The sequence below is a fragment of the Enterobacter sp. AC1 genome (assembly GCF_050434705.1).
Classification (GTDB): Bacteria; Pseudomonadota; Gammaproteobacteria; order Enterobacterales; family Enterobacteriaceae; genus Enterobacter; species Enterobacter cloacae_L.
Genome location: NZ_JBNDIZ010000004.1, coordinates 72,380 through 93,896, shown reverse-complemented (window position 1 = coordinate 93,896; position 21,517 = coordinate 72,380). Strand labels below are relative to the sequence as shown.

Sequence of the window (21,517 nt, the reverse complement as noted above, 5' to 3'; positions counted from 1 at the left end):
AACGATGTTAAATGTCGCTATCGTGGGAACAGGGAATATCTCGCATAACCATATTCAGGGCTATTTGCAGTTTGGCCAGCGCTGCCGGATCGTCGCGCTGGTGGATATCTACCCGGAAAAAGCCCACGAGAAAAAAACGCGTTACGGCCTGACGGACGCTCGCGTGTATGAAAGCCACCAGCAGATGCTGGCGTCAGAGCCGGATATCGACATCGTCGACGTCTGCACGCCGCCCTACGTCCATGCAGAGATAAGCATTGATGCCCTCACTGCCGGCTGCCATGTGCTGTGCGAAAAGCCGATGGCCGCCTCGCTGGAGGAGTGCGACGCCATGCTCGCCGCACAGAAGGCCAGCGGCAAAACGCTCGCCGTCATTGCCCAAAACCGCTTTACCGACGCCTTCTGGCGCTTAAAAGCGGCGCTGGATTCAGGTCTGGCTGGCAAGGTCTGCCATGCCCAGGTGGATTCGTTCTGGTGGCGTGGACACTGCTACTACGACCTGTGGTGGCGCGGTACCTGGGAAAAAGAGGGCGGCGGCTGCACGCTTAACCACGCGGTTCACCACATCGACGCCATTCAGTGGATGCTGGGCTTCCCGTCCGAGGTGGTGGCCATGATGACCAACGTGGCGCACGACAACGCTGAAGTCGAAGATCTCAGCGCCGCGATATTTAAATACCCCAGCGGCGCGCTCACCCAGTTGACCGCCTCGGTCGTACACCACGGGGAAGATCAAAAAATCATTATCCAGGGTGACAAGGCGCGGATCTCCGCCCCGTGGCAGGCCTTTGCCAGCGTCAGCGCCGATAACGGCTTCCCGCAGGAAGATCGGGATCTGCAGCGGGAAGCTCAGCTCAACGCCGTTTTTCAGGAGACGCCGAAGCTCGAATGGACGCTGCACACCGGGCAGATTAACGACCTGCTGCACGCCATCGAGCGGGGCGCGGCGCCGTTAGTGGACGGCCTGCAGGGCAAACGCTCCCTGGAGCTGATTACCGCGGTTTATAAATCCGCCATTACCCGCAGCGTGGTCTCGCTGCCGATTCAGCGCGACGACCCGTTTTACCGCACCGGCGGGACGAACGCACTCGCCCCCCGTTTTTATGAAAAATCCGCAAGCGTTGCCAACTTCAGCGAAGTCGGTGCGATTCCCCTCGGCAAAGATCTGGATGAAGGAGTGACACCATGAACAAAAATGACGGTATGAACTACGCGCCGGTCGGTAAGCCACAGCCGGTCGTGAAGGAAGGCGAATTTGTTTTTGCCGCTGCCGCGCTCGACCACGGCCATATCTACGGCATGAGTAACGGCCTGATTGAAGCTGGCGCCACGCTGAAGTGGGTGTACGACCCTGACCCGGCAAAAGTGGATAAATTCATCCAGCAGTATCCGCAGGCCAGGGTTGCAGAATCCCTGGACGTGATACTCGCCGACGACGAAGTGCGTCTGGTGGCAGGGGCCGCCATTCCCTCCGAGCGCTGCGCGCTGGGGCTGAAGGCGATGGCGGCGGGCAAGGACTACTTCACGGATAAAGCGCCGCTCACCACCCTTGAGCAGCTGGAAGATGCGAAAGCCATGGTGGAAAAAACGGGCCGGAAATACGCCGTGTACTACAGCGAACGCCTGCACGTTGAGAGCGCGGTCGTTGCCGGACAGCTGGTGCAGCAAGGGGCCATTGGCCGCGTCGTACAAACGCTGGGGACTGGCCCGCACCGGGAAGGGACCGGCCGCCCGGAGTGGTTCTACGATCGACGCTATTTCGGCGGCATTCTGTGCGATATCGGCAGCCACCAGATTGAGCAGTTCCTTTTTTACACCGGCAACAGCGACGCCACCGTGGTGGCAAGCCAGGTGCGCAACGTTAAACACCCGCAGTATCCCGCCTTTGAAGATTTTGGCGATGCCGTGCTGAAAGGGGAAAACGGCGCCAGCGGCTATTTCCGCTGCGACTGGTTTACCCCTGACGGTCTCTCTACGTGGGGCGATGGCCGTCTGACGCTGCTCGGTACCGAAGGCTATATCGAGATCCGCAAATATGTCGATCTCACCCGCGGCGAGCAGGACGTGGTGTATCTCGTCAATAAAGAGGGAGAGTTCCGCTATCCGGTCGCCGGACAGGTGGGGTTCCCGTTCTTTGGCGAACTGATCCTCGACTGTTTGCATCGTACTGAAAATGCCATGACCCAGGCACACGCCTTCAGGGCGGCGGAGCTCTGCGTGAAGGCTCAGATGCTGGCCAACGCGACGGAATAACGGGAGGCGACGATGACGATCCTGAACACGGCAGTTATCGGCGCCGGGGCGATTCACGGTTGCCATGTGAACGCGCTGCGCCAGCTCCCCAACGTTGCCCTGCGCGCGCTGGTCGATATCGACAGCGTCAAAGGGCTGAAGCTGGCGATGGGCTACCAGTGCCGCTTTTATCAGGATTACCGGGAAATGCTGCTGGATGACGCCATCGACGTGGTCCATATCTGCACGCCGCATTTCGAGCATAAAAGCATGATCCTGGCGGCTCTCGCCGCCGGGAAGCATGTTTTCTGCGAAAAACCGGTGGGCATGAACAGCAGCGAACTCGTGGATATCACCCGCGCCGCTGAACGGGCGCCGGGCCTGCTCGGCGTGTGCTATCAGAACCGGCTCAACCCCACCAGCCTGCGCATTCGCCAGACGCTGGACGATGGCGGACTGGGAAAAATGCTCAGCATCAAGGCGGTGCTGACGTGGTCGCGCGCGGGCGCGTACTACACCGAAAGCCCGTGGCGCGGCCGGCTGGCAACGGAAGGCGGTAGCCTGCTCATCAACCAGGCCATCCATACTCTCGACCTGATGCAGTGGTTCGCCGGCGGCGCAACGCGCGTCAAAGGGGTGGTCGATAGCGGTGAGCTGGCGGACGTGACCGAAGGTGAAGACAGCGCGATGGCGACGCTGCATTTTGCCAACGGCGCGCGCGGCCTGTTTTACGCCAGCAACTGCAACACCACCGACTCCCCGCTCCTGATGGAGATCCACTGTGAGCGGGGCTCGCTGCTGCTGAATGACAACGTGCTCTGGCGCGTGACGCCGGGCGAGCGCGTGAGGCTGGCGACCGACGACTCGCCTGACGGCTCGGTCAAAAGCTACTGGGGGCTGGGACACGAGCAGGCGATCCGCCGTTTTTATCACGCTATCACCCACCCGGGAAACACGGGCTACACCGACATCCGTGAAGCCGGAAAATCACTCACCCTTGTGGAGGCTATTTACCGCTCATCTCAATTAAGACAATGGATAGATATCAATAATTAGAACGTAATTTGTATTCCACCAGTAAATAAAAAAAAACGACCCAAATATGGGTTTATAGCTACCCTACACTGGAAATTATTATGGTCAAACCAACTGAACGTAGAGTGGGTTATGGCGTGGCGCTTGGCTACGGCATAACCGATCTGTTTGGCGGAGGCGCTTTCGCCATTATCGGCACCTGGCTGTTATTTTTTTACACCACCTACTGCGGGCTCTCGGTTATTGAAGCGGGATCTATATTTGCCATTGCCCGCGTTATCGATGCGCTGTTAAGCCCGATTATGGGGTATATCACCGATAATTTCGGCGATACCTGGCTCGGGCGTAAATTTGGCCGTCGCCGCTTCTTTTTATTGCTCAGTTCCCCGTTAATGTTTTTATATGCCCTGCTGTGGATGACCGATATGGGGTACTGGTATTACCTGGGCACCTACCTCTCGATTGAATTGCTGTCGGCGATGGTGCTGGTGCCCTGGGAGACCCTGGCGGCTGAGATGACCAACCGCTACGAAGAGCGTAGCCGCCTCTCCGGCGTGCGTATGATCTGCTCCCAGCTGGGCGGTTTTCTTGCGGTTTCCGTTCCCGGCGTCATTATGCAGTTCACCGGTAAAGATAATCCGTTTACCTATACGCTGACCGGGCTGATCTTTTCCTGCATCTTCTGCATTGCGGTATTTATTACCTGGTACACCACCTGGGAAGCGAAGGATGTGCAACAGGAGTCCACGTTTAAAGTAGAGAATCATCGCAGCAGCGGGATACTCAATCACCTGAAATATCTGGTGCTGGATCTCTTCTCCTCCTTCCGTATTCGCGCGTTCCGTCTGCACATTATTATTTATATCTTTTCGTTTACGGCGATGGACGTCTTCGGGTCGGTCTTTACCTATTATGTCGTTTATTGCCTGAGCCAGGATGCGGCGGCGGTGTCGGGCTGGCTGAGCATAGCGGCTTTCGCCTCGGTGCCCGGCACCTATGGATTTATGCTGCTGTTGAACCGTCTGAACATGACACCGTCTGCCGCCCTGCGTCTCTCCTACGGCTGTATTTTCCTGGTACTGGCCTTCCTGTTTACGGTCTATCTGACCAAAACGCAGGTGCCGACGCTGCTGTTCTCGGCGGTCTTTATCCTGCTCGGCGCCGCCCGCTCTGGCCTCTATTACATACCGTGGAACATCTACAGCTTCATTCCGGACATTGACGAGATGGTGACCCAGCAGCGCCGCGAAGGCATTTTTGCCGGCGTGATGGTCCTGACCCGCAAAAGCACCGTGGCGATTGCCATCATGATTATTGGCCTGGTGCTGCAGGAGTCCGGCTTCGTGAAGGGCAGCGGCGCGCAGCCTGAAAGCGCGCTGGGGGCGATTATTGGCCTGATGATTTTCGCGACGGCCGCCCTGCTGGCGGTAAGCTTCTTCACGACCTACAAGTTCAGGCTCACCCGCGAGACGCATAAGCTGCTGCTTAAGGAGATTGCGCGCCGCAAGCTGGGCGGAGACTATCGTGACTGCGACGCCAGGACCCGCGTGGTGATCAAACAGCTTACAGGCTATGAGTACGACCAGGTATGGGGAGGCGATGCGACCCGACGGGCAGAAGGAAACGCCCGTTTATCCGCCGCGAAATAACCCCCTCTTACCGGACAGCATCAGGCTGTCCGGTCTGTTTTATGCCAAAAATGTGACCTCTGGCAGATTTACATCTCTTTACGCTATACTACCCGCTGAAATAATCGGCTCAACGCTACGAGCTGACGTTCAATGTGTCTTCACACAAATGGTATCAACTCCCCTTCTGAGGATCTGGCGATAAGCCGGATAAACTATGTTAAACAGTATTTTAGTAATACTTTGTCTTATTGCCGTCAGTGCATTTTTCTCGATATCTGAGATCTCGCTGGCCGCATCCCGTAAAATCAAACTGAAGCTGCTTGCAGACGAAGGCAACATCAATGCCACCCGCATCCTGAAAATGCAGGAAAACCCCGGCATGTTCTTCACCGTGGTGCAGATCGGCCTCAACGCGGTCGCCATTCTCGGCGGTATCGTCGGCGATGCGGCGTTTTCCCCGGCGTTTTATAGCCTCTTTGTAAAGTACATGTCCGTTGAACTGGCCGAACAGCTGAGCTTTATCCTTTCCTTCTCGCTGGTGACCGGGCTGTTCATCCTCTTCGCTGACCTGACCCCGAAACGCATCGGTATGATTGCGCCAGAAGCCGTGGCTTTGCGTATCATCAACCCGATGCGCTTCTGTCTGTACGTGTTCCGTCCGCTGGTGTGGTTCTTCAACGGCCTGGCGAACGTGATTTTCCGCATCTTTAAGCTGCCGATGGTGCGTAAAGATGACATCACCTCTGACGACATTTATGCGGTCGTGGAAGCCGGCGCGCTGGCCGGGGTGCTGCGTAAGCAGGAGCACGAGCTGATTGAGAACGTATTCGAACTGGAATCCCGTACCGTGCCCTCTTCCATGACGGGCCGTGAAAATATTATCTGGTTCGATTTACACGAAGACGAGCAGAGCCTGAAGACCAAGGTGGCGGAGCATCCGCACTCTAAGTTCTTGGTCTGTAACGAGGATATCGACCACATCATCGGTTACGTCGACTCCAAAGACCTGCTGAACCGCGTGCTGGCGAACCAGAGCCTGGCGCTCAACAGCGGCGTACAGATCCGCAATACCCTGATTGTGCCGGACACCCTGACGCTCTCAGAAGCGCTGGAAAGTTTCAAAACCGCCGGGGAAGACTTCGCGGTTATTATGAACGAATACGCGCTGGTGGTGGGTATTATCACCCTCAACGACGTAATGACCACGCTGATGGGCGACCTTGTTGGCCAGGGACTGGAAGAGCAGATTGTTCAGCGTGACGAAAATTCATGGCTGATTGATGGCGGTACGCCGATTGAAGACGTGATGCGCGTGCTGGATATTGACGAGTTCCCGCAGTCCGGTAATTACGAGACCATCGGCGGCTTTATGATGTTTATGCTGCGTAAAATACCGAAACGTACCGACTCGGTGAAGTTCTCCGGCTACAAGTTTGAGGTGGTGGATATTGATAACTACCGCATCGACCAGCTGCTGGTGACGCGTATCGACAACAAACCGACCGTCCTGGTGCCTAAGCTGCCGGATGCGGAAGAGAAGGTGTCCGCGTAAGATTCCTGCCCCCCACAAACATCAACGGCTCCCATTGGGAGCCGTCTTTTTATCTACTACTACTGCATAGCACGTTGGTTAAGCCATCTCAGTTTGCAGACGCATAACCTGACGGTTGACTTCGGACATCACAGACAGGTGCTGTTTGTCCTTCACTTTTGGGACAAGGATCTTGCCCTTATCAAACTCAAAAGCGCCAACATCCTTGATATACAACCGTCCACGGAACAGGATCTTCACGTACTTCGCCACCTGAAGCGGGTTGTAGCGTTGGAAAATTTTCATTCTTGTATCTCCTGCGAATCATACGCTCTTGCGGTGCCACAATCGGCCCGACTGTCCTGAGCGCAAATTTTAATGCCCCATGACTATAGACCAGAACTACGTTGTTACCCAGTATGCATAAGTTTATTTACCGTTTGATTACAATTATTCAGAATAATCTTTGCAAACCGTCACTGAGGGCAGTATAAGCCGTCGTTTTTTCATGGATATGTGCGTTCACCCGCAAACTGGCATCCGGATTGCGGGAAAACCACATTGATCGCACTTATCATTAAAGCGTATGACCAAGTGGTCGGATCACCTGCAAACAATAAGGAAACGCCATGACCCTACGTAATATCCTTGCAGCAGCTTGCCTGCTGCTGCCTCTGTGGGCTTCCGCTCACAACATTGAAAAAGGACAACGTGTACCGCCAGTCGGCATTGCTGACCGGGGAGAATTGATTCTCGACAATGATAAGTTTAGCTACAAACCCTGGAATAGCGCGCAGCTCGTAGGGAAAGTGAGAGTTGTACAACATATTGCCGGTCGTACATCCGCAAAAGAGAAAAATGCCAACCTGGTGGAAGCGATCAAGTCCGCAAAATTCCCCCATGACCGCTACCAGACGACCACCATTGTTAACACTGACGACGCCATTCCGGGCTCCGGGATGTTTGTGCGCTCAAGCCTTGAGAGCAATAAAAAGCTCTACCCGTGGTCGCAGTTTATCGTCGACAGCAACGGCGTAACCCGTAAGGCCTGGCAGCTGGAGGAAGAGAGTTCTGCGATCGTTGTGCTCGATAAAGAGGGCCGCGTGCAGTGGGCGAAAGACGGCGCGTTAACCCAGGAAGAGGTGCAGCAGGTTGTCGACCTGCTGCACAAGCTGTTGGCTCAATAAATAGAGACGCGGAAGCCGGGGTTGAGGAACGATTCGCGCGGGGTATAGTCCAGCGGCTTGCCCTGCCAGTCATGAACGTGCGCTCCGGCGGCCGAGGCAACGGCATGACCTGCCGCGGTATCCCAAACGTTGGTTGGCCCGAAGCGGGGGTAGAGCTGCGCCTGGCCTTCCGCCACCAGGCAGAACTTCAGCGATGAGCCAATCGAGGTAGTCTGGTGTTCGCCCAGCTGTTGCAGATACTCCTGCAGCTCGCTGTCGCTGTGCGAGCGGCTGATCACCACCAGCGGTGGACGCGCATCCCGCACCTGGATCTGCTTACGCACGCCGCACTCTTCCTTCCAGGCCTTCCCTTCTGCGGCGCTGTACATCACCTTCATCACCGGCGCGTATACCACCCCCAGCACCGCTTTGCCTTTCTCAATCAGGGCAATGTTGACGGTGAACTCACCGTTGCGCTTGATGAACTCTTTTGTCCCGTCCAGCGGGTCAACCAGCCAGTAACGCTGCCAGTGCTGGCGCTCGTCCCAGCTTTGCGGCGCTTCTTCAGACAAAACGGGAATGTCCGGCGTTAAGGCCTGTAACCCTTGCAGGATCACCTTATGCGCCGCGATATCTGCCGCCGTGACCGGAGAGTCGTCGGCTTTGCTGACAACCTCCATCGGTTTATTACCGTCATAGACCTGCATGATGGCATCTCCCGCATCCCGTGCGAGCTGACAAATTTTATCTAGCATTTTCCACCTCTTTGTTAACGCAGTGAGGTTAACTCTTTGTTTTAGTTATATCGTAATGTGAACAATTCCGCTATCTGTGAAGCAATTCCGGTTTCAGGGCGCTTTTTTCTGTCAGGATTCACATTTCTGTAAGCAACACGCTATAGATACATACTCTTTTGTGGCATGGATCGAAAAAAGGACTCCTCTGATGATTAAGTTTAGCGCAACGCTCCTGGCGACGCTGATTGCAGCGAGCGTACAGGCGGCGACGGTCGATCTGCGTATTCTCGAAACGACCGATCTTCACAGCAACATGATGGACTTCGACTACTACAAAGATACCCCGACGGAAAAATTCGGACTGGTACGCACGGCAAGTTTGATAAACGCCGCGCGCGGTGAGGTGAAAAATAGCGTGCTGGTCGACAACGGCGATCTCATTCAGGGCAGCCCGCTCGGCGATTACATGGCGGCGAAGGGGCTGAAAAAAGGCGAGATCCATCCTGTTTATAAAGCGATGAACACGCTGGACTATGCCGTCGGCAACCTCGGCAACCACGAATTCAACTACGGCCTGAAATACCTGCATGACGCGCTGGCAGGGGCTAAATTCCCGTACGTTAACGCCAATATCATCGACGTTAAAACCCAAAAGCCGCTGTTTACGCCTTACCTGATTAAAGAGACAGAGGTAGTCGACCAGGACGGTAAAAAGCAGACGCTGAAAATCGGCTACATCGGCTTCGTACCGCCGCAAATTATGACGTGGGATAAGGCGAACCTCAGCGGCAAAGTCACCGTTAACGACATTACCGAGACGGCGCGTAAATACGTGCCGGAAATGCGTGAGAAAGGGGCGGATCTGGTGGTCGTCGTCGCCCATTCCGGCCTTTCTGCCGATCCGTATCAGGCCATGGCCGAAAACTCCGTTTACTACCTGAGTGAAGTCCCGGGCGTTGACGCGATCCTCTTCGGCCACGCTCACGCGGTCTTCCCGGGCAAAGATTTTGCCGGCATCAAAGGGGCGGACATCGCAAAAGGGACGCTCAACGGCGTGCCGTCGGTGATGCCAGGCATGTGGGGCGACCATCTTGGCGTGGTGGATCTGGTGCTGAATAACGACGGCGGCAGCTGGAAGGTTACGCAGTCAAAAGCCGAAGCGCGCCCGATTTACGACGCAGCGGCTAAAAAATCACTGGCGGCGGAAGATAAAAAACTGGTCGAGGTACTTAAGCACGATCACGACGCCACGCGCGACTTCGTCAGCAAACCGATCGGCAAATCCGCCGACAACATGTACAGCTTCCTGGCGCTGGTTCAGGACGATCCGACCGTCCAGGTGGTCAACATGGCGCAGAAAGCCTATGCCGAACACTTTATTCAGGGCGATCCGGATCTGGCGAAACTGCCGGTGCTCTCAGCCGCTGCGCCATTCAAGGTAGGCGGGCGTAAGAATGACCCGGCAAGCTATGTGGAAGTCGAAAAAGGCCAGCTGACCTTCCGTAACGCCGCCGATCTCTACCTCTACCCGAACACGCTGGTGGTGGTAAAAGCGACAGGCCAGGAGGTGAAAGAGTGGCTGGAGTGCTCCGCCGGACAGTTTAACCAGATTGACCCGCACAGCAGTAAGCCGCAGTCGCTGATTAACTGGGACGGATTCCGCACCTACAACTTCGACGTGATCGACGGCGTGAATTACCAGATTGACGTCACCCAGCCGGCGAAATATGACGGCGAGTGTCAGGCAGTCAACCCGCAGGCGGAGCGCATCAAAAACCTGACCTTCAACGGCAAGGCGATCGACCCGAGCGCCAGCTTCCTGGTGGTGACCAATAACTATCGCGCCTACGGCGGCAAGTTTGCCGGTACGGGAGACAGCCACATCGCCTTTGCCTCGCCGGATGAAAACCGCTCGGTGCTGGCCGCCTGGATCGGCGCCGAGTCGAAAAAGGCGGGGGAAATTCACCCGGCCGTGGATAATAACTGGCGCCTGGCGCCGATCCACAGCGATACGCCGCTGGACATCCGCATTGAAACGTCACCGTCCGATAAGGCAGCCGCGTTTATTAAGGATAAAGCGCAGTATCCGATGAAAAAGGTGGCGACGGATGATATCGGGTTCGCGATTTATCAGGTGGATTTAAGCAAGTAAAAGCAAAACGGCAACTTTGTTCCCTCTCCCTGTGGGAGAGGGTCAGGGTGAGGGCATCAGGCCGCACATTCCCGGCTTTTACGCCGCACGATCGTCGCGATTCGCCATCACCTTCGGCGTATTTACCTCAATCCAGTCCGCCAGCGCGGCGACTTTCTCGCTGACCTCAATACCTAACGGCGTCAGGCTATACTCTACGTGCGGCGGCACAACCGGATACGACACGCGATCGACAAACCCGTCCAGCTCCAGCGCCTGGAGTGACTGGGACAGCATCTTTTCGCTTACTCCGCCCATTTTACGACGCAGATCGCTAAAGCGGTGCGTTCCCTCGCGCAGGGCCAGCAGAATCAGTACTCCCCAGCGGCTGGTCACGTGTTTAAGCACCTCCCGCGAAGGGCACTGCTCCGCGAAGAGATTGCCATCGCGCATTTGTTCGCTGAGCGTCGGAATCGTTGTTTTCATACTTACCTTTTTGTACGTACTTACTAAAAGTTAGCTATGGTGCTAGTGTGCCACAACACCAGACAAACACGAAGGAGATTCATCATGATCGCGATTACCGGCGCTACCGGCCAGCTTGGCCATCTCGTTATCGAACAGCTGTTGAAAACCGTACCGGCCAGCCAGGTTGTGGCCATCGTACGTAACCCGGCGAAAGCGGAAGCCTTAAGCCAGCAGGGTATTGTGGTTCGTCAGGCTGACTACACGGACGAAGCCGCCTTCACCGCCGCGCTGAGCGGCGTGGATAAACTGCTGCTGATCTCGTCCAGCGAAGTCGGCCAGCGCGCGACCCAGCACCAGAACGTGATTAACGCCGCCAAAGCCGCCGGCGTGAAATTCATCGCCTACACCAGCCTGCTGCATGCGGACACATCGCCGCTCGGTCTTCACGTTGAACACGTCCAGACCGAAAAAGCGCTGGCAGAGTCAGGCGTGCCATATGCCCTGCTGCGCAACGGCTGGTACACCGAAAACTATCTGGCGAGCGCACCGCCGGCGCTTGAGCATGGGGTCTTTATTGGTGCGGCAGGCGAAGGCAAAATCGCCTCTGCGACCCGTGCAGATTACGCGGCGGCTGCAGCCAAAGTCGTTTCTGAGGAAGGTCACGCAGGTAAGGTGTATGAACTGGCGGGCGACAGCGCGTGGACGCTGAGCGAACTGGCAGCTGAACTGAGCAAGCAGAGCGGTAAGCCGGTGGCGTATCAGAACCTGAGCGAAGCGGATTTTGCCGCCGCGCTGAAGGGCGTTGGTCTGCCTGCCGGGCTGGCGGATATGCTGGCGGACTCCGACGTGGGCGCCTCGAAAGGCGGCCTGTTTGACGACAGCCGTACCCTGAGCAAGCTGATCGGCCGCCCGACCACTACGCTTGCTGAGAGCGTCAAGTCCATCCTGTAATTGTTACGGATTGGTTATTTTTTGTGGCGTCCCCTCGGGTCATCTCTGATAATGAAGCGATGACCCACGAGGAGGCTTACCGTGCAAGGCGTACCGGAACAGTTCATTGATGAGAGAGACAGCGCACGCTTTCGCCATCTGGCGCAGGTGCCGGGCATCGAACTCTATCACGCGCATATTTCCCGCTATGCCTTTGAGCCTCACACTCATGAAGCCTTCGGTATCGGCACCATTGAAACCGGTGCCGAACGCTTTCGCTATCGTGGCACCCAGCATCTCGCGCCTGAAAAATCCGTCGTGACCATGAACCCGGACGAGATCCATACCGGCGAGTCCGCCACCGAAGACGGCTGGCGCTACCGGATGGTTTATATCGAACCCGACCTGCTGGAAGAGGTGACCGGCCTCCGGCACTGGTGGTTTAGCGATGTGACCCGTTATGACCCGCTGCGCTCGCAGCAAATCGGCAGGCTCATTTATGGCCTGTGGCACACGAACGATCCGCTGGCGCAAAAAGGGCTGCTGCTGGATCTGATTGAGACCTTCCAGCCGTTAGCCCGCCACGCGCCTGTCGTTCACGAAGGTGCGCACCGGTTCGAACGGGTACGCGAGTATCTGCACGATAACTATATGCACGCCCTGACGCTGGACGAGCTGGCAAGCGTCGTCTCGCTGAGCCCTTACCATTTCCAGCGCCAGTTCAAAGCCCATTTTCACGTGACGCCGCATCAAATGCTGATGGCCATCCGCCTGTGGCGCGCCAAAGCGTTCCTCACGCACGGCATGCCCGCCGCCGAGGTCGCCGCCGCGACCGGGCTGACCGACCAGTCGCATCTGACCCGCGCCTTTACCCGCCGCTACGGCATTACGCCCGTGCGTTACCAGAAGCAGGTCACCCGGCGCTAATGCGCAACCTCATACAATACGCGCCCCTTTCCCCCACCTACACTGAGCGCAACGTGAATCAATGTGGATGGAAAAATGATTAGTGGTGTGTTGTATGCCCTGCTGGCCGGGATGATGTGGGGACTGATTTTTGTCGGCCCGCTGATCGTGCCCGAGTACCCGGCAATACTGCAGTCGACCGGACGTTACCTGGCGCTGGGGCTGATTGCCTTGCCCCTGGCGTGGCTGGGACGCGCGCGCCTGCGCCAGCTCAGCCGTCAGGACTGGAGTACCGCGCTGGCGCTGACCATGATGGGCAATCTTATCTATTACGTTTGCCTCGCCAGCGCCATTCAGCGCACCGGCGCGCCGGTATCCACCATGATTATCGGCACGCTGCCGGTCGTTATCCCCGTCTTCGCGAACCTGCTCTACAGCCACCGCGACGGCAAACTGGCGTGGTCAAAAATGGTGCCAGCGCTGTTCTGCACCGCCCTGGGTCTGGTATGCGTCAATATTGCCGAGCTGCGTCATGGTCTGGCCGATTTTGACCTGTGGCGTTACGGTTTTGGCATTTTGCTGGCGTTCATTTCCGTGGCCTGCTGGGCCTGGTATGCCCTGCGCAATGCGCGCTGGCTGCGGGAGAACCCGGACAAACATCCTATGATGTGGGCGACGGCGCAGGCGCTGGTCACGCTGCCCGTCTCCCTGGTGGGATATGTCGGGGCGTGCATCTGGTTAGGCCATCAACAGCCAGACTTCGCCCAGCCCTTCGGGCCAAGACCGTGGGTGTTTATTGGCCTGATGGTGGCGATTGCGGTGCTGTGTTCATGGGTGGGCGCGCTATGCTGGAACATTGCCAGCCAGAAGCTGCCGACGGTGATCCTGGGGCCGCTGATTGTCTTCGAAACCCTGGCCGGGCTGCTTTACACTTTCCTGATGCGCCAGAGCGTGCCGCCGCTGTTAACGGCCTGCGGGATTGCGTTGCTGGTCGTAGGGGTTGTGATGGCGGTAAGGGCGAAGCCGGAAAAACCGAGGGTCGTTCCGGCGTCGGAGAGGTGAGCATTGCCCAGCGGTGCGGCCTATAAAACCGTAGCCGCCAACGGGCAAGCCCTTAAAACGTTTCCCAGTTCGCTTCAGACGCGGCCGCTACGGGCTGCGCTTTAGGCACATAGGTTTTCACCGGAGCCGCCTTAACCGCCTGGCTGCGGGTGATTTTAAACACCGCCACCGCTTCGTTCAGGCGTGCAGCCTGATCTTCCAGCGCCGCCGCCGCGGCCGCAGACTCTTCAACCAGCGAGGCGTTCTGCTGGGTCACGCGGTCCATCTCGGCCACCGCCTGGCCTACCTGATCGATACCGCGGCTCTGCTCGTCAGAGGCCGAGGCAATCTCACCCATGATGTCGGTAACGCGGGTGACCGCATTCACGATCTCTGCCATCGTGGCACCGGCTTCGTTAACCAGCTGCGAACCCGCGTTTACGCGCTCGCCGGAATCATCGATCAGCGCTTTGATCTCTTTCGCCGCCTGGGCGCTGCGCTGGGCAAGGGTACGCACTTCACCAGCCACGACCGCAAAGCCACGGCCCTGTTCGCCTGCACGCGCCGCTTCCACCGCCGCGTTGAGCGCCAGGATGTTAGTCTGGAAGGCAATTCCGTCGATCACGTTAGTAATTTGCGCAATTTTGCCGGAACTGGTGGCGATTTCGTCCATCGTGCGCACAACGCCTTCGACCACATTTCCGCCCTTCTTCGCGGTAGAGGACGCATCCAGCGCCAGACGCGAAGCCTGACGCGCATTATCGGCGTTCTGCTTCACCGTTGCCGTCAGCTGTTCCATGCTGGCTGCCGTCTCTTCCAGAGAAGCGGCCTGCTGCTCGGTACGGGAAGAGAGATCGTTGCTGCCGGCCGAAATTTCACCTGCACCGGTGTAAATAATATCTGCGCCTTCCCGCACCACGCCCACGGTGTTCGCCAGCGAGGTTTGCATTTCCTGCACGTTGCGCGCCAGGATCGCCATTTCATTTTTACCGTCTGCCTGAATCGGCTGGGTCAAATCCCCTGCAGCAATGGCGCGGATATGGTTGATGACGTCCTCCAGAGGCAGCAACAGCACGCGACGCATCGCAATCCAGCTGGAGATAATCACCGCAATGACGAGAATCATGACGGCAGAAAGGATCCACAGGATGCGCTTATAGTCGCTTTCGTTATCCTGAATGCCTTTATTAGTGAGCGCGGCCTGCGCCTCACGCCACTCGCGGTAGACCTTTTGCATCGCCGTCTGCTTCTGCTCGGCGTTCTGTTTAAACATATCTTCCAGATTGCCCTGGCCTAGCAGAACGTTCATTTGCGTCAGCGTGGCGGAATATATGCGGTACTGCTCCTCCAGCCGATCGGCCAGTTTCTCATCCAGACCCGGGGTTTCCGGCAGCGCGTAGTATTTATCGTAATGCGCCTGGGCATCGGCCAGCAGGTTTTTCGCGGTGTTCACCAGTTCGTTCAGCTGACCGCCGTTAATCTGCGACGCCATGCTGCTTTGCAGGCGCAGCATGCCGCGGTTCAGCGTCACACGCGCCTGGTTCAGGCTGATCCAGGCGTCGGTAAATTCAGCAACGTTTTGGCTGGAAAGCTGAGAAACAGTGAAGTTCTCTTTATCATTATTAAGCGCATTGATGAAAATGCCGGCTGAGATCAGCTGCATAATGCCGAGCACAAGCAGCACCGAAATCAGAAGGGTAATGACTTTTATACGTTTAAACATGCGTTGCCTTTTTTATATGCAGGTATTGTCTGACGTGTATCTATCGGCAGGCTCGGCGCGTTGTTTACTGTTTCTACACCTTTAAAAAGTTTCTAAAGCACTTTCTTATGTTCATTCAGGGAGTTAAACGAGACATTTTTTTGTGATCCACCTCTCATTCTCTCCCTTCCCTCTAAAGGGTTATAGCCTCGCCACAAAGATGCATTTAATATGCACCTTATATTATTCATGACGAGGTAACTGCTATGGCCTTCCGCGACCAACCCCTCGGCGAGCTGGCGCTCTCCATTCCTCGCGCTTCTGCGCTGTTCCGTAAATACGATATGGATTACTGCTGCGGCGGTAAGCAAACCCTGGCGCGTGCGGCTTCGCGTAAGGAGCTGGACGTCGAGGTGATTGAAGCAGAGCTGGCGGAGCTGGCCCAGCAACCCGTCGACAAAGACTGGCGAACCGCCCCGCTCGCGGAAATCATTGACCATATCATCGTGCGTTACCATGACCGCCACCGTGAACAGCTGCCGGAACTGATCCTGCAGGCAACCAAAGTGGAGCGCGTGCACGCCGACAAACCTTCCGTACCGCGCGGTCTGGCGAAATACCTGACGATGCTGCACGAAGAGCTTTCCAGCCACATGATGAAAGAAGAGCAGATCCTCTTCCCGATGATCAAACAGGGAATGGGTAGCCAGGCAATGGGGCCAATCAGCGTGATGGAAAGCGAACATGATGACGCCGGCGAGCTGCTGGAAGTGATCAAACACACCACCAACAACGTCACGCCGCCGCCAGAAGCGTGCACAACGTGGAAAGCGATGTACAACGGCATTAACGAAACGATCGACGACCTGATGGAGCACATCAGTCTTGAGAACTACGTTCTGTTCCCGCGGGCGTTGGCCGGGGAATAAAAAAGGCCACTGAAGCCTGATGCCCTCACCCCGGCCCTCTCCCACGGAGAGAGGATGCAAAAACTAAAAACGGCAACCGAAGTTGCCGTTTTGCTTTTACCTTACGCCTGCCATACGTTTCTTACCGATAAACACCCAGCCCAGCCCCAGCGCGATAAACCACAGCGGCGTGACGATCAGCGCCTGACGGGTATCATCTTCCAGCGTCAGCAGAACCAGCACGAAGACGAAGAACGCCATGCACACCCAGCACATCAGCTTACCCAGCGGCATCTTGTAGATCGATTTTTCATGCAGGTGTGGACGCTGCTTGCGGTACACCAGGTATGAACACAGGATGATGGTCCAGACGAACATAAACAGGATCGCAGAGACCGTGGTAATCATGGTAAATGCGCCAATCACGCTTGGGTTCACGTAGAGCATCACCACGCCGCCCAGCAGGCACATGCAGGAGAAGGTCAAACCTTTCGCCGGTACCGCACGCTTAGACAGCTTCGCGAACGCGCTCGGCGCCACGCCTTCCTGCGCCAGACCAAACAGCATACGGCTGGTTGAGAAGACGCCGCTGTTGGCAGATGAAGCCGCAGAGGTCAGCACCACGAAGTTAATCAGGCTCGCGGCGGCAGGCAGGCCTACCAGCACGAACAGTTCAACGAACGGGCTCTTGGTTGGCACCACGGAGCTCCACGGCGTCACGGACATAATAATGACCAGCGCGAAGACGTAGAACATGATGATACGAACCGGAATGGAGTTAATGGCGCGCGGAAGAGACTTCTCCGGATCTTTGGTCTCTGCAGCCGTGGTTCCTACCAGTTCAATCCCCACGAAAGCAAACACCGCAATCTGGAAGCCGGCAAAGAAGCCGCTGATGCCTTTCGGGAACCAGCCACCGTCATTCCACAGATGGGTAAACGAGGCCTGAACGCCCGTTGGCGACTGGAAGTGGGTAAGAACCATCACCAGACCCACAACGATGAGCCCGACAATCGCCACGATTTTAATCATCGCGAACCAGAACTCCATCTCACCGAACATTTTAACGGTGGCGAGGTTCAGGCTCAGCAGCAGAACAATGACCGCCAGCGAAGCCACCCAGTCCGACAGCCCCGGGAACCAGAACTGCGCGTAAGCCGTAATCGCCACGACATCCGCCATGCCGGTCACGACCCAGCAGAACCAGTATGTCCAGCCGGTGAAATAGCCCGCCCACGGTCCGAGCAGGTCTGAAGCAAAGTCGCTGAAGGATTTGTATTCGAGGTTCGAGAGCAGCAACTCACCCATTGCACGCATCACGAAGAACAGCATAAAGCCGATAATCATATAAACGAATATGATTGACGGCCCGGCCAGACTGATGGTTTTGCCTGACCCCATAAACAGCCCGGTACCGATGGCACCCCCAATGGCGATGAGCTGAATATGACGGTTTGTGAGATTGCGCCGTAGCGACTGTTCAGACGACGCCTCTTCGTCGGCGACGACTTTGACCTGATCTACCATTTGATATTTTCCTGTTTATGCCTGTCTGTGTTGTTAAGGCTCTTCTGGCCTTTAAATACGTCAAAGGATGACGTTCCCTTGTAAGGGCTAATCGATATTAGGTAAGAATCGGCGGGATGAATACTATGATTTAGATATTATGTTAACAATATGTTGAAAGTGAGTGTCATATCACTCATACAGCGCGAAACAGCTCACAAAAATACACGCAACTGTTTCGTTTGCAAGATAAAATATTGATTGCGTCGTAACTATAGGTTTTAACACTATTTTCCTCTCCCCAACCGGGAAGAGGAAATAAGAAAAGTCGATTACAGAATTTCCAGCAGCTCGACTTCAAACACCAGGGTGCTGAATGGCGGAATGGACGCGCCAGCGCCACGTTCGCCGTACGCCAGGTTATGTGGGATAGTCAGTTCCCATTTAGAACCTACTGGCATCAGGGTCAGCGCTTCGATCCAACCCGCGATAACGCCATTCACCGGGAATTCAGCCGGTTCGCCGCGTGCCACGGAGCTGTCGAAGACGGTGCCGTCGATAAGCTTACCGGTGTAGTGTACGCGAACGTGATCGGTGCGCGCCGGGATTGCGCCGTCGCCCTGATTGATTACGCGGAACTGCAGACCGGACTCGGTGCTGTTCACGCCTTCACGCTCACGGTTCTCTTCCAGATATTTCACGCCTTCGGCTGCCATCTCTTCAAAGCGCGCGCGACGCACGGCGTCAGCACGTTCGTGGATTTCACGCAGCGCGCGGTGCACAACGTCAACCGGAACAGCAGGCTGTTTGCCTTCCAGCGCGTCAGCGATACCCGCCACCAGCGCTTCTGGTAACAGACCTTCCAGGCCGGATTCGCTCAGCTGCTGTCCTACCTGCAAGCCGATACCGTAACTTGCCTGCGCTTCGATAGTGTCAAAAGTCGGGGTGGTCATGGGTTTTCCTTCCATCACATTTAAAGTAGCGGGCAGCATATCAGCCATGCCCTTATGGGTAAAACTTTGTCTGAAGTTAAGGTGACAAACCGCGACGAAACAGAAACAATAGAGATAACCAGGATTAATCCCGAACTGATGTCACGGATGTCGGGTTTGCTACGCCGTTCAGGCAGTTAGCAAACTATACTTCGGAGCACAGGATAAAAAATACGCGGAGCAGGAGGAGTGCCATGCCCGGGCGATTTGAACTGAAACCTACCCTGGCGAAAATCTGGCAGGCGCCGGACAATTTTCGCATCATGGATCCGCTGCCTCCTCTGCATCGCAGAGGGATCATCATTGGCGCGCTGATGGTGATCGTGGGCTTCCTGCTTCCTTCCGGGGGCGATGATGTTGATACCGCGCCCGTCACCCGTAACGCGCAGCTGGACATTCAGTCGCAAACGCGGCCGCAGCCTGACACGCAGCCGATGCAGACGCAGCTCGTCGCCCCGTCTAACGATCCGGGTCAGGTCGCGCCTGTTGAGCCAGAGCCCGTTCAGGAAGAACAGCCGCAGGAGCAAGCTACCGCTGAGCCACAGACGCAGCAGCCCACCGGCATTGAGCAACAGTGGCGTTCCTATCGCGTAGAGCCGGGCAAAACCATGGCGCAGCTGTTCCGCGACCATAACCTGCCGCCGACCGACGTATATGCTATGGCGAAAGTGGAAGGCGCGGGTAAGCCGCTCAGTAACTTGCAGAATGGTCAGATGGTGCAGATTCGCCAGAATGCCAGCGGTGTGGTAACAGGCTTAACGATTGATACAGGCAATGGTCAACAGGTGCTGTTTACCCGCCAGCCTGACGGCAGTTTTATCAGAGCGCGTTAAAAACCCGATTCTGTAAAAAGCAAAACGCCGGCACAAGGCCGGCGTTTCAACGTGAGCAGAGTAGAAAATTACTCAGCTACAACGTTAACAACCAGTTTAGCGAACACTTCGCTGTGAACCTGGAAGTCAACTTCGTGCTCACCAGTGGTACGCAGAACGCCGTTCGGCAGACGAACTTCGCTCTTAGCCACTTTAACGCCAGCAGCAGTTACTGCATCAGCGATATCGCGGGTACCGATGGAACCGAACAGTTTACCTTCGTCGCCAGCTTTGGAAGCGATGGTAACAGTGCCCAGTGCGTTGATTGACTCAGCGCGAGCATTAGCAGCCGCCAGAACGTCAGCCAGTTTGGCTTCCAGTTCAGCGCGACGTGCTTCGAAAAACTCTACGTTTTTCTTGGTAGCTGGAACAGCTTTACCCTGTGGAACCAGGAAGTTACGAGCGTAGCCCGCTTTAACGTTTACCTGATCACCCAGGCTGCCCAGGTTTGCTACTTTATCAAGCAGAATAACTTGCATTACCTTATCCTCTTAAAGTCGTATTAATGGACCGTGCCCGATTACTGATGACGATCAGTGTACGGCAGCAGGGACAGGTAGCGAGCGCGTTTGATAGCGCGAGCCAGCTGACGCTGGTATTTTGCACGAGTACCGGTGATACGGCTTGGGACAATCTTACCGCTTTCGGTGATGTAGTTTTTCAGCGTTGCGATATCTTTATAGTCGATCTCTTGAACGCCTTCCGCGGTGAAACGGCAGAACTTGCGACGACGGAAATAACGTGCCATATGGCTAGTCTCCAGAATCTATCAAATCAATCTGCTCGGCATGCAGAACCATTTTGCTCAGGCCGTTCTTTGCCTTGTGGCAAGAAATGAACCCCTGAACGATTACTGCGCTACCGACCGTTAAACTGTGAGTAATGGCCTGGTTTTCGTGTCCGCTAATAATAACGGGCATTTGGCACCACGCCTGCCGGTGAAAACCGGCTTCCTCTTGCACAGAACGATGCTCAAGCACGAACTGGCAATGCGGAATTCCTGATGGACTGACCTTTCGAAGGGGAGCCCTGCATACGATGCCGGACAACGCCAGACGGTTGGTCATCAGAAATTACTCTTCAGAATCCCCAGCATCAGAATCATCTGCGGTTTCGTTTGCGAAATCATCGCGACGCTCACGGCGCTCGTCTTTCGCTTTAACCATCGGAGATGCTTCGGTAACTGCGTTTTTGGTACGCATAACCATGCTGCGGATAACGGCATCGTTGAAGCGGAAGGTAGTTTCCAGCTCATCGATCACTTCCTGCGGCGCTTCAACGTTCATCAGAACGTAGTGTGCTTTGTGCAGTTTGTTGATCGGGTAAGCCAGCTGACGGCGGCCCCAGTCTTCCAGACGGTGGATCGTACCTTCTGCACCAGTGATGGCAGCAGAGTAACGCTCGATCATACCCGGAACCTGTTCGCTCTGGTCAGGATGGACCATAAAAACGATTTCGTAATGACGCATCGAATTGCTCCTTACGGATTATTCAGCCTCCTGTCTGGGTCAGCCGAGGCCCGGGGAGGCAAGGAACGTGTTAAAGGTCGGCTGAAAAATTGACGCGTCATAATACTTGCGTGCCCCAGGAAACTCAAGCTGATTGCGCAAATAATTCGCACAAAGCGCGAAGCGGGTCTAAGTGGGTGATTTAAAATTAATCGCATCAGGAAGCGTTGTTTTTTTGAACAACTGCATCAGAAATGGTCACGCATCCTCGCCGGAGGAGT

22 protein-coding genes are annotated in these 21,517 nt (G+C 56.0%); 12 read left to right on the top strand and 10 right to left on the bottom strand.

Annotation, left to right across the window (positions count from 1 at the left end; all coding sequences use genetic code 11):
- The first annotated feature begins 4 nt into the window (after nt 1-4).
- The 5 genes from M2433_RS13630 (at nt 5) to M2433_RS13610 (ending at nt 6,450) form a co-directional block, all read left to right on the top strand.
- Nucleotides 5-1,189 (top strand): Gfo/Idh/MocA family protein, encoded by a 1,185-nt coding sequence (locus M2433_RS13630; protein ID WP_429054803.1) that lies wholly within the window; start codon nt 5-7, stop codon nt 1,187-1,189.
- The gene (locus M2433_RS13625; protein WP_429054801.1) at nt 1,186-2,253 is read left to right on the top strand and encodes a Gfo/Idh/MocA family protein; all 1,068 of its coding nucleotides are present in this window, start codon (nt 1,186-1,188) and stop codon (nt 2,251-2,253) included. Before M2433_RS13630 ends, M2433_RS13625 begins: the two co-directional genes overlap by 4 nt.
- Nucleotides 2,254-2,265: 12 nt before the next feature.
- Nucleotides 2,266-3,288 (top strand): Gfo/Idh/MocA family protein, encoded by a 1,023-nt coding sequence (locus tag M2433_RS13620; RefSeq protein ID WP_429054799.1) that lies wholly within the window; start codon nt 2,266-2,268, stop codon nt 3,286-3,288.
- A gap of 80 nt (nt 3,289-3,368) precedes the next feature.
- Nucleotides 3,369-4,916, top strand: coding sequence for an MFS transporter (locus M2433_RS13615; protein WP_063430261.1), 1,548 nt, complete (start codon nt 3,369-3,371; stop codon nt 4,914-4,916).
- Nucleotides 4,917-5,112: 196 nt separating this feature from the next.
- A complete protein-coding gene (locus M2433_RS13610) occupies nt 5,113-6,450 on the top strand; it encodes a hemolysin family protein (RefSeq protein ID WP_047346150.1) in 1,338 nt (445 codons plus the stop codon).
- A 78-nt stretch (nt 6,451-6,528) separates the two neighbouring features.
- Here M2433_RS13610 and M2433_RS13605 read toward each other — a convergent pair whose 3' ends face one another.
- Nucleotides 6,529-6,735 carry a DUF1107 domain-containing protein gene (locus tag M2433_RS13605; protein ID WP_008501430.1) on the bottom strand — a complete coding sequence of 69 codons (207 nt, stop codon included), beginning with the start codon at nt 6,733-6,735 and terminating at the stop codon, nt 6,529-6,531.
- Between the two features lie 323 nt (nt 6,736-7,058).
- Here M2433_RS13605 and M2433_RS13600 point away from each other — a divergent pair, with 323 nt between their 5' ends.
- Nucleotides 7,059-7,616, top strand: a complete 558-nt coding sequence (locus M2433_RS13600) for a YtfJ family protein (protein WP_429054796.1) — start codon at nt 7,059-7,061, stop codon at nt 7,614-7,616.
- Here M2433_RS13600 and cysQ read toward each other — a convergent pair.
- Entirely contained in the window at nt 7,610-8,350 is a 741-nt protein-coding gene (gene cysQ, locus M2433_RS13595) for a 3'(2'),5'-bisphosphate nucleotidase CysQ (RefSeq protein ID WP_429054794.1), read from the bottom strand. The two genes, M2433_RS13600 and cysQ, sit on opposite strands and share 7 nt — an antisense overlap.
- 190 nt (nt 8,351-8,540) lie before the next feature.
- Between cysQ and M2433_RS13590 the strand changes: the two genes are divergently transcribed.
- A complete protein-coding gene (locus M2433_RS13590; protein WP_429054793.1) occupies nt 8,541-10,484 on the top strand; it encodes a bifunctional 2',3'-cyclic-nucleotide 2'-phosphodiesterase/3'-nucleotidase in 1,944 nt (647 codons plus the stop codon).
- A 78-nt stretch (nt 10,485-10,562) separates the two neighbouring features.
- On the opposite strand, the gene M2433_RS13585 is transcribed toward M2433_RS13590, so the two are convergent.
- On the bottom strand, nt 10,563-10,949 hold the full coding sequence (locus M2433_RS13585) for a winged helix-turn-helix transcriptional regulator (RefSeq protein WP_047346146.1): 387 nt from the start codon (nt 10,947-10,949) through the stop codon (nt 10,563-10,565).
- An 84-nt stretch (nt 10,950-11,033) separates the two neighbouring features.
- Between M2433_RS13585 and M2433_RS13580 the strand changes: the two genes are divergently transcribed.
- From M2433_RS13580 to M2433_RS13570, 3 genes are all read left to right on the top strand, one after another.
- Nucleotides 11,034-11,882 carry an SDR family oxidoreductase gene (locus M2433_RS13580; protein WP_429054791.1) on the top strand — a complete coding sequence of 283 codons (849 nt, stop codon included), beginning with the start codon at nt 11,034-11,036 and terminating at the stop codon, nt 11,880-11,882.
- Nucleotides 11,883-11,963: 81 nt separating this feature from the next.
- On the top strand, nt 11,964-12,788 hold the full coding sequence (locus M2433_RS13575) for an AraC family ligand binding domain-containing protein (protein WP_429054789.1): 825 nt from the start codon (nt 11,964-11,966) through the stop codon (nt 12,786-12,788).
- Between the two features lie 75 nt (nt 12,789-12,863).
- A complete protein-coding gene (locus M2433_RS13570; RefSeq protein ID WP_429054787.1) occupies nt 12,864-13,829 on the top strand; it encodes a DMT family transporter in 966 nt (321 codons plus the stop codon).
- A 52-nt stretch (nt 13,830-13,881) separates the two neighbouring features.
- Here the strand turns inward: M2433_RS13570 and M2433_RS13565 are convergent, their stop codons facing one another.
- Nucleotides 13,882-15,531, bottom strand: a complete 1,650-nt coding sequence (locus M2433_RS13565; protein WP_429054785.1) for a methyl-accepting chemotaxis protein — start codon at nt 15,529-15,531, stop codon at nt 13,882-13,884.
- A gap of 245 nt (nt 15,532-15,776) precedes the next feature.
- On the opposite strand from M2433_RS13565, the gene ytfE reads away from it, so the two are divergent.
- Nucleotides 15,777-16,439: an iron-sulfur cluster repair protein YtfE gene (gene ytfE / locus M2433_RS13560; protein ID WP_429054784.1), complete on the top strand. Its 663-nt coding sequence runs from the start codon at nt 15,777-15,779 to the stop codon at nt 16,437-16,439.
- A gap of 96 nt (nt 16,440-16,535) precedes the next feature.
- Here the strand turns inward: ytfE and cycA are convergent, their stop codons facing one another.
- Together cycA and fklB are read right to left on the bottom strand one after the other, a co-directional pair.
- A complete protein-coding gene (gene cycA / locus M2433_RS13555) occupies nt 16,536-17,945 on the bottom strand; it encodes a D-serine/D-alanine/glycine transporter (RefSeq protein WP_024907315.1) in 1,410 nt (469 codons plus the stop codon).
- Between the two features lie 311 nt (nt 17,946-18,256).
- Nucleotides 18,257-18,877 (bottom strand): FKBP-type peptidyl-prolyl cis-trans isomerase, encoded by a 621-nt coding sequence (gene fklB, locus M2433_RS13550; RefSeq protein WP_008502892.1) that lies wholly within the window; start codon nt 18,875-18,877, stop codon nt 18,257-18,259.
- Between the two features lie 233 nt (nt 18,878-19,110).
- Here fklB and M2433_RS13545 point away from each other — a divergent pair, with 233 nt between their 5' ends.
- Nucleotides 19,111-19,749, top strand: a complete 639-nt coding sequence (locus M2433_RS13545; protein ID WP_429054783.1) for a LysM-like peptidoglycan-binding domain-containing protein — start codon at nt 19,111-19,113, stop codon at nt 19,747-19,749.
- 68 nt (nt 19,750-19,817) lie between these two features.
- Here the strand turns inward: M2433_RS13545 and rplI are convergent, their stop codons facing one another.
- The 4 genes from rplI to rpsF are packed head-to-tail and all read right to left on the bottom strand — an operon-like array spanning nt 19,818 to nt 21,257.
- Nucleotides 19,818-20,267 (bottom strand): 50S ribosomal protein L9, encoded by a 450-nt coding sequence (gene rplI, locus M2433_RS13540; protein WP_059311871.1) that lies wholly within the window; start codon nt 20,265-20,267, stop codon nt 19,818-19,820.
- Nucleotides 20,268-20,308: 41 nt separating this feature from the next.
- Complete coding sequence (rpsR, locus tag M2433_RS13535) at nt 20,309-20,536, bottom strand: 30S ribosomal protein S18 (RefSeq protein ID WP_000135199.1); 228 nt, start codon at nt 20,534-20,536, stop codon at nt 20,309-20,311.
- Between the two features lie 4 nt (nt 20,537-20,540).
- Nucleotides 20,541-20,855, bottom strand: a complete 315-nt coding sequence (gene priB / locus M2433_RS13530) for a primosomal replication protein N (RefSeq protein WP_008502895.1) — start codon at nt 20,853-20,855, stop codon at nt 20,541-20,543.
- 6 nt (nt 20,856-20,861) lie between these two features.
- A complete protein-coding gene (rpsF, locus tag M2433_RS13525) occupies nt 20,862-21,257 on the bottom strand; it encodes a 30S ribosomal protein S6 (RefSeq protein WP_014068637.1) in 396 nt (131 codons plus the stop codon).
- Between the last annotated feature and the right edge of the window lie 260 nt (nt 21,258-21,517).

Excerpts from the sequence above, each read along its gene's own strand:
- M2433_RS13605 (WP_008501430.1), bottom strand. The coding sequence starts at position 6,735 with ATGAAAATTTTCCAACGCTACAACCCGCTTCAGGTGGCGAAGTACGTG.
- rpsR (WP_000135199.1), bottom strand. The coding sequence starts at position 20,536 with ATGGCACGTTATTTCCGTCGTCGCAAGTTCTGCCGTTTCACCGCGGAA.
- M2433_RS13590 (WP_429054793.1), top strand. The coding sequence starts at position 8,541 with ATGATTAAGTTTAGCGCAACGCTCCTGGCGACGCTGATTGCAGCGAGC.
- M2433_RS13585 (WP_047346146.1), bottom strand. The coding sequence starts at position 10,949 with ATGAAAACAACGATTCCGACGCTCAGCGAACAAATGCGCGATGGCAAT.
- ytfE (WP_429054784.1), top strand. The coding sequence starts at position 15,777 with ATGGCCTTCCGCGACCAACCCCTCGGCGAGCTGGCGCTCTCCATTCCT.
- fklB (WP_008502892.1), bottom strand. The coding sequence starts at position 18,877 with ATGACCACCCCGACTTTTGACACTATCGAAGCGCAGGCAAGTTACGGT.
- M2433_RS13630 (WP_429054803.1), top strand. The coding sequence starts at position 5 with ATGTTAAATGTCGCTATCGTGGGAACAGGGAATATCTCGCATAACCAT.
- priB (WP_008502895.1), bottom strand. The coding sequence starts at position 20,855 with ATGACCAACCGTCTGGCGTTGTCCGGCATCGTATGCAGGGCTCCCCTT.
- M2433_RS13580 (WP_429054791.1), top strand. The coding sequence starts at position 11,034 with ATGATCGCGATTACCGGCGCTACCGGCCAGCTTGGCCATCTCGTTATC.
- rpsF (WP_014068637.1), bottom strand. The coding sequence starts at position 21,257 with ATGCGTCATTACGAAATCGTTTTTATGGTCCATCCTGACCAGAGCGAA.
- cysQ (WP_429054794.1), bottom strand. The coding sequence starts at position 8,350 with ATGCTAGATAAAATTTGTCAGCTCGCACGGGATGCGGGAGATGCCATC.
- M2433_RS13620 (WP_429054799.1), top strand. The coding sequence starts at position 2,266 with ATGACGATCCTGAACACGGCAGTTATCGGCGCCGGGGCGATTCACGGT.
- M2433_RS13565 (WP_429054785.1), bottom strand. The coding sequence starts at position 15,531 with ATGTTTAAACGTATAAAAGTCATTACCCTTCTGATTTCGGTGCTGCTT.
- M2433_RS13615 (WP_063430261.1), top strand. The coding sequence starts at position 3,369 with ATGGTCAAACCAACTGAACGTAGAGTGGGTTATGGCGTGGCGCTTGGC.
- cycA (WP_024907315.1), bottom strand. The coding sequence starts at position 17,945 with ATGGTAGATCAGGTCAAAGTCGTCGCCGACGAAGAGGCGTCGTCTGAA.
- M2433_RS13570 (WP_429054787.1), top strand. The coding sequence starts at position 12,864 with ATGATTAGTGGTGTGTTGTATGCCCTGCTGGCCGGGATGATGTGGGGA.
- M2433_RS13545 (WP_429054783.1), top strand. The coding sequence starts at position 19,111 with ATGCCCGGGCGATTTGAACTGAAACCTACCCTGGCGAAAATCTGGCAG.
- M2433_RS13600 (WP_429054796.1), top strand. The coding sequence starts at position 7,059 with ATGACCCTACGTAATATCCTTGCAGCAGCTTGCCTGCTGCTGCCTCTG.
- rplI (WP_059311871.1), bottom strand. The coding sequence starts at position 20,267 with ATGCAAGTTATTCTGCTTGATAAAGTAGCAAACCTGGGCAGCCTGGGT.
- M2433_RS13625 (WP_429054801.1), top strand. The coding sequence starts at position 1,186 with ATGAACAAAAATGACGGTATGAACTACGCGCCGGTCGGTAAGCCACAG.
- M2433_RS13610 (WP_047346150.1), top strand. The coding sequence starts at position 5,113 with ATGTTAAACAGTATTTTAGTAATACTTTGTCTTATTGCCGTCAGTGCA.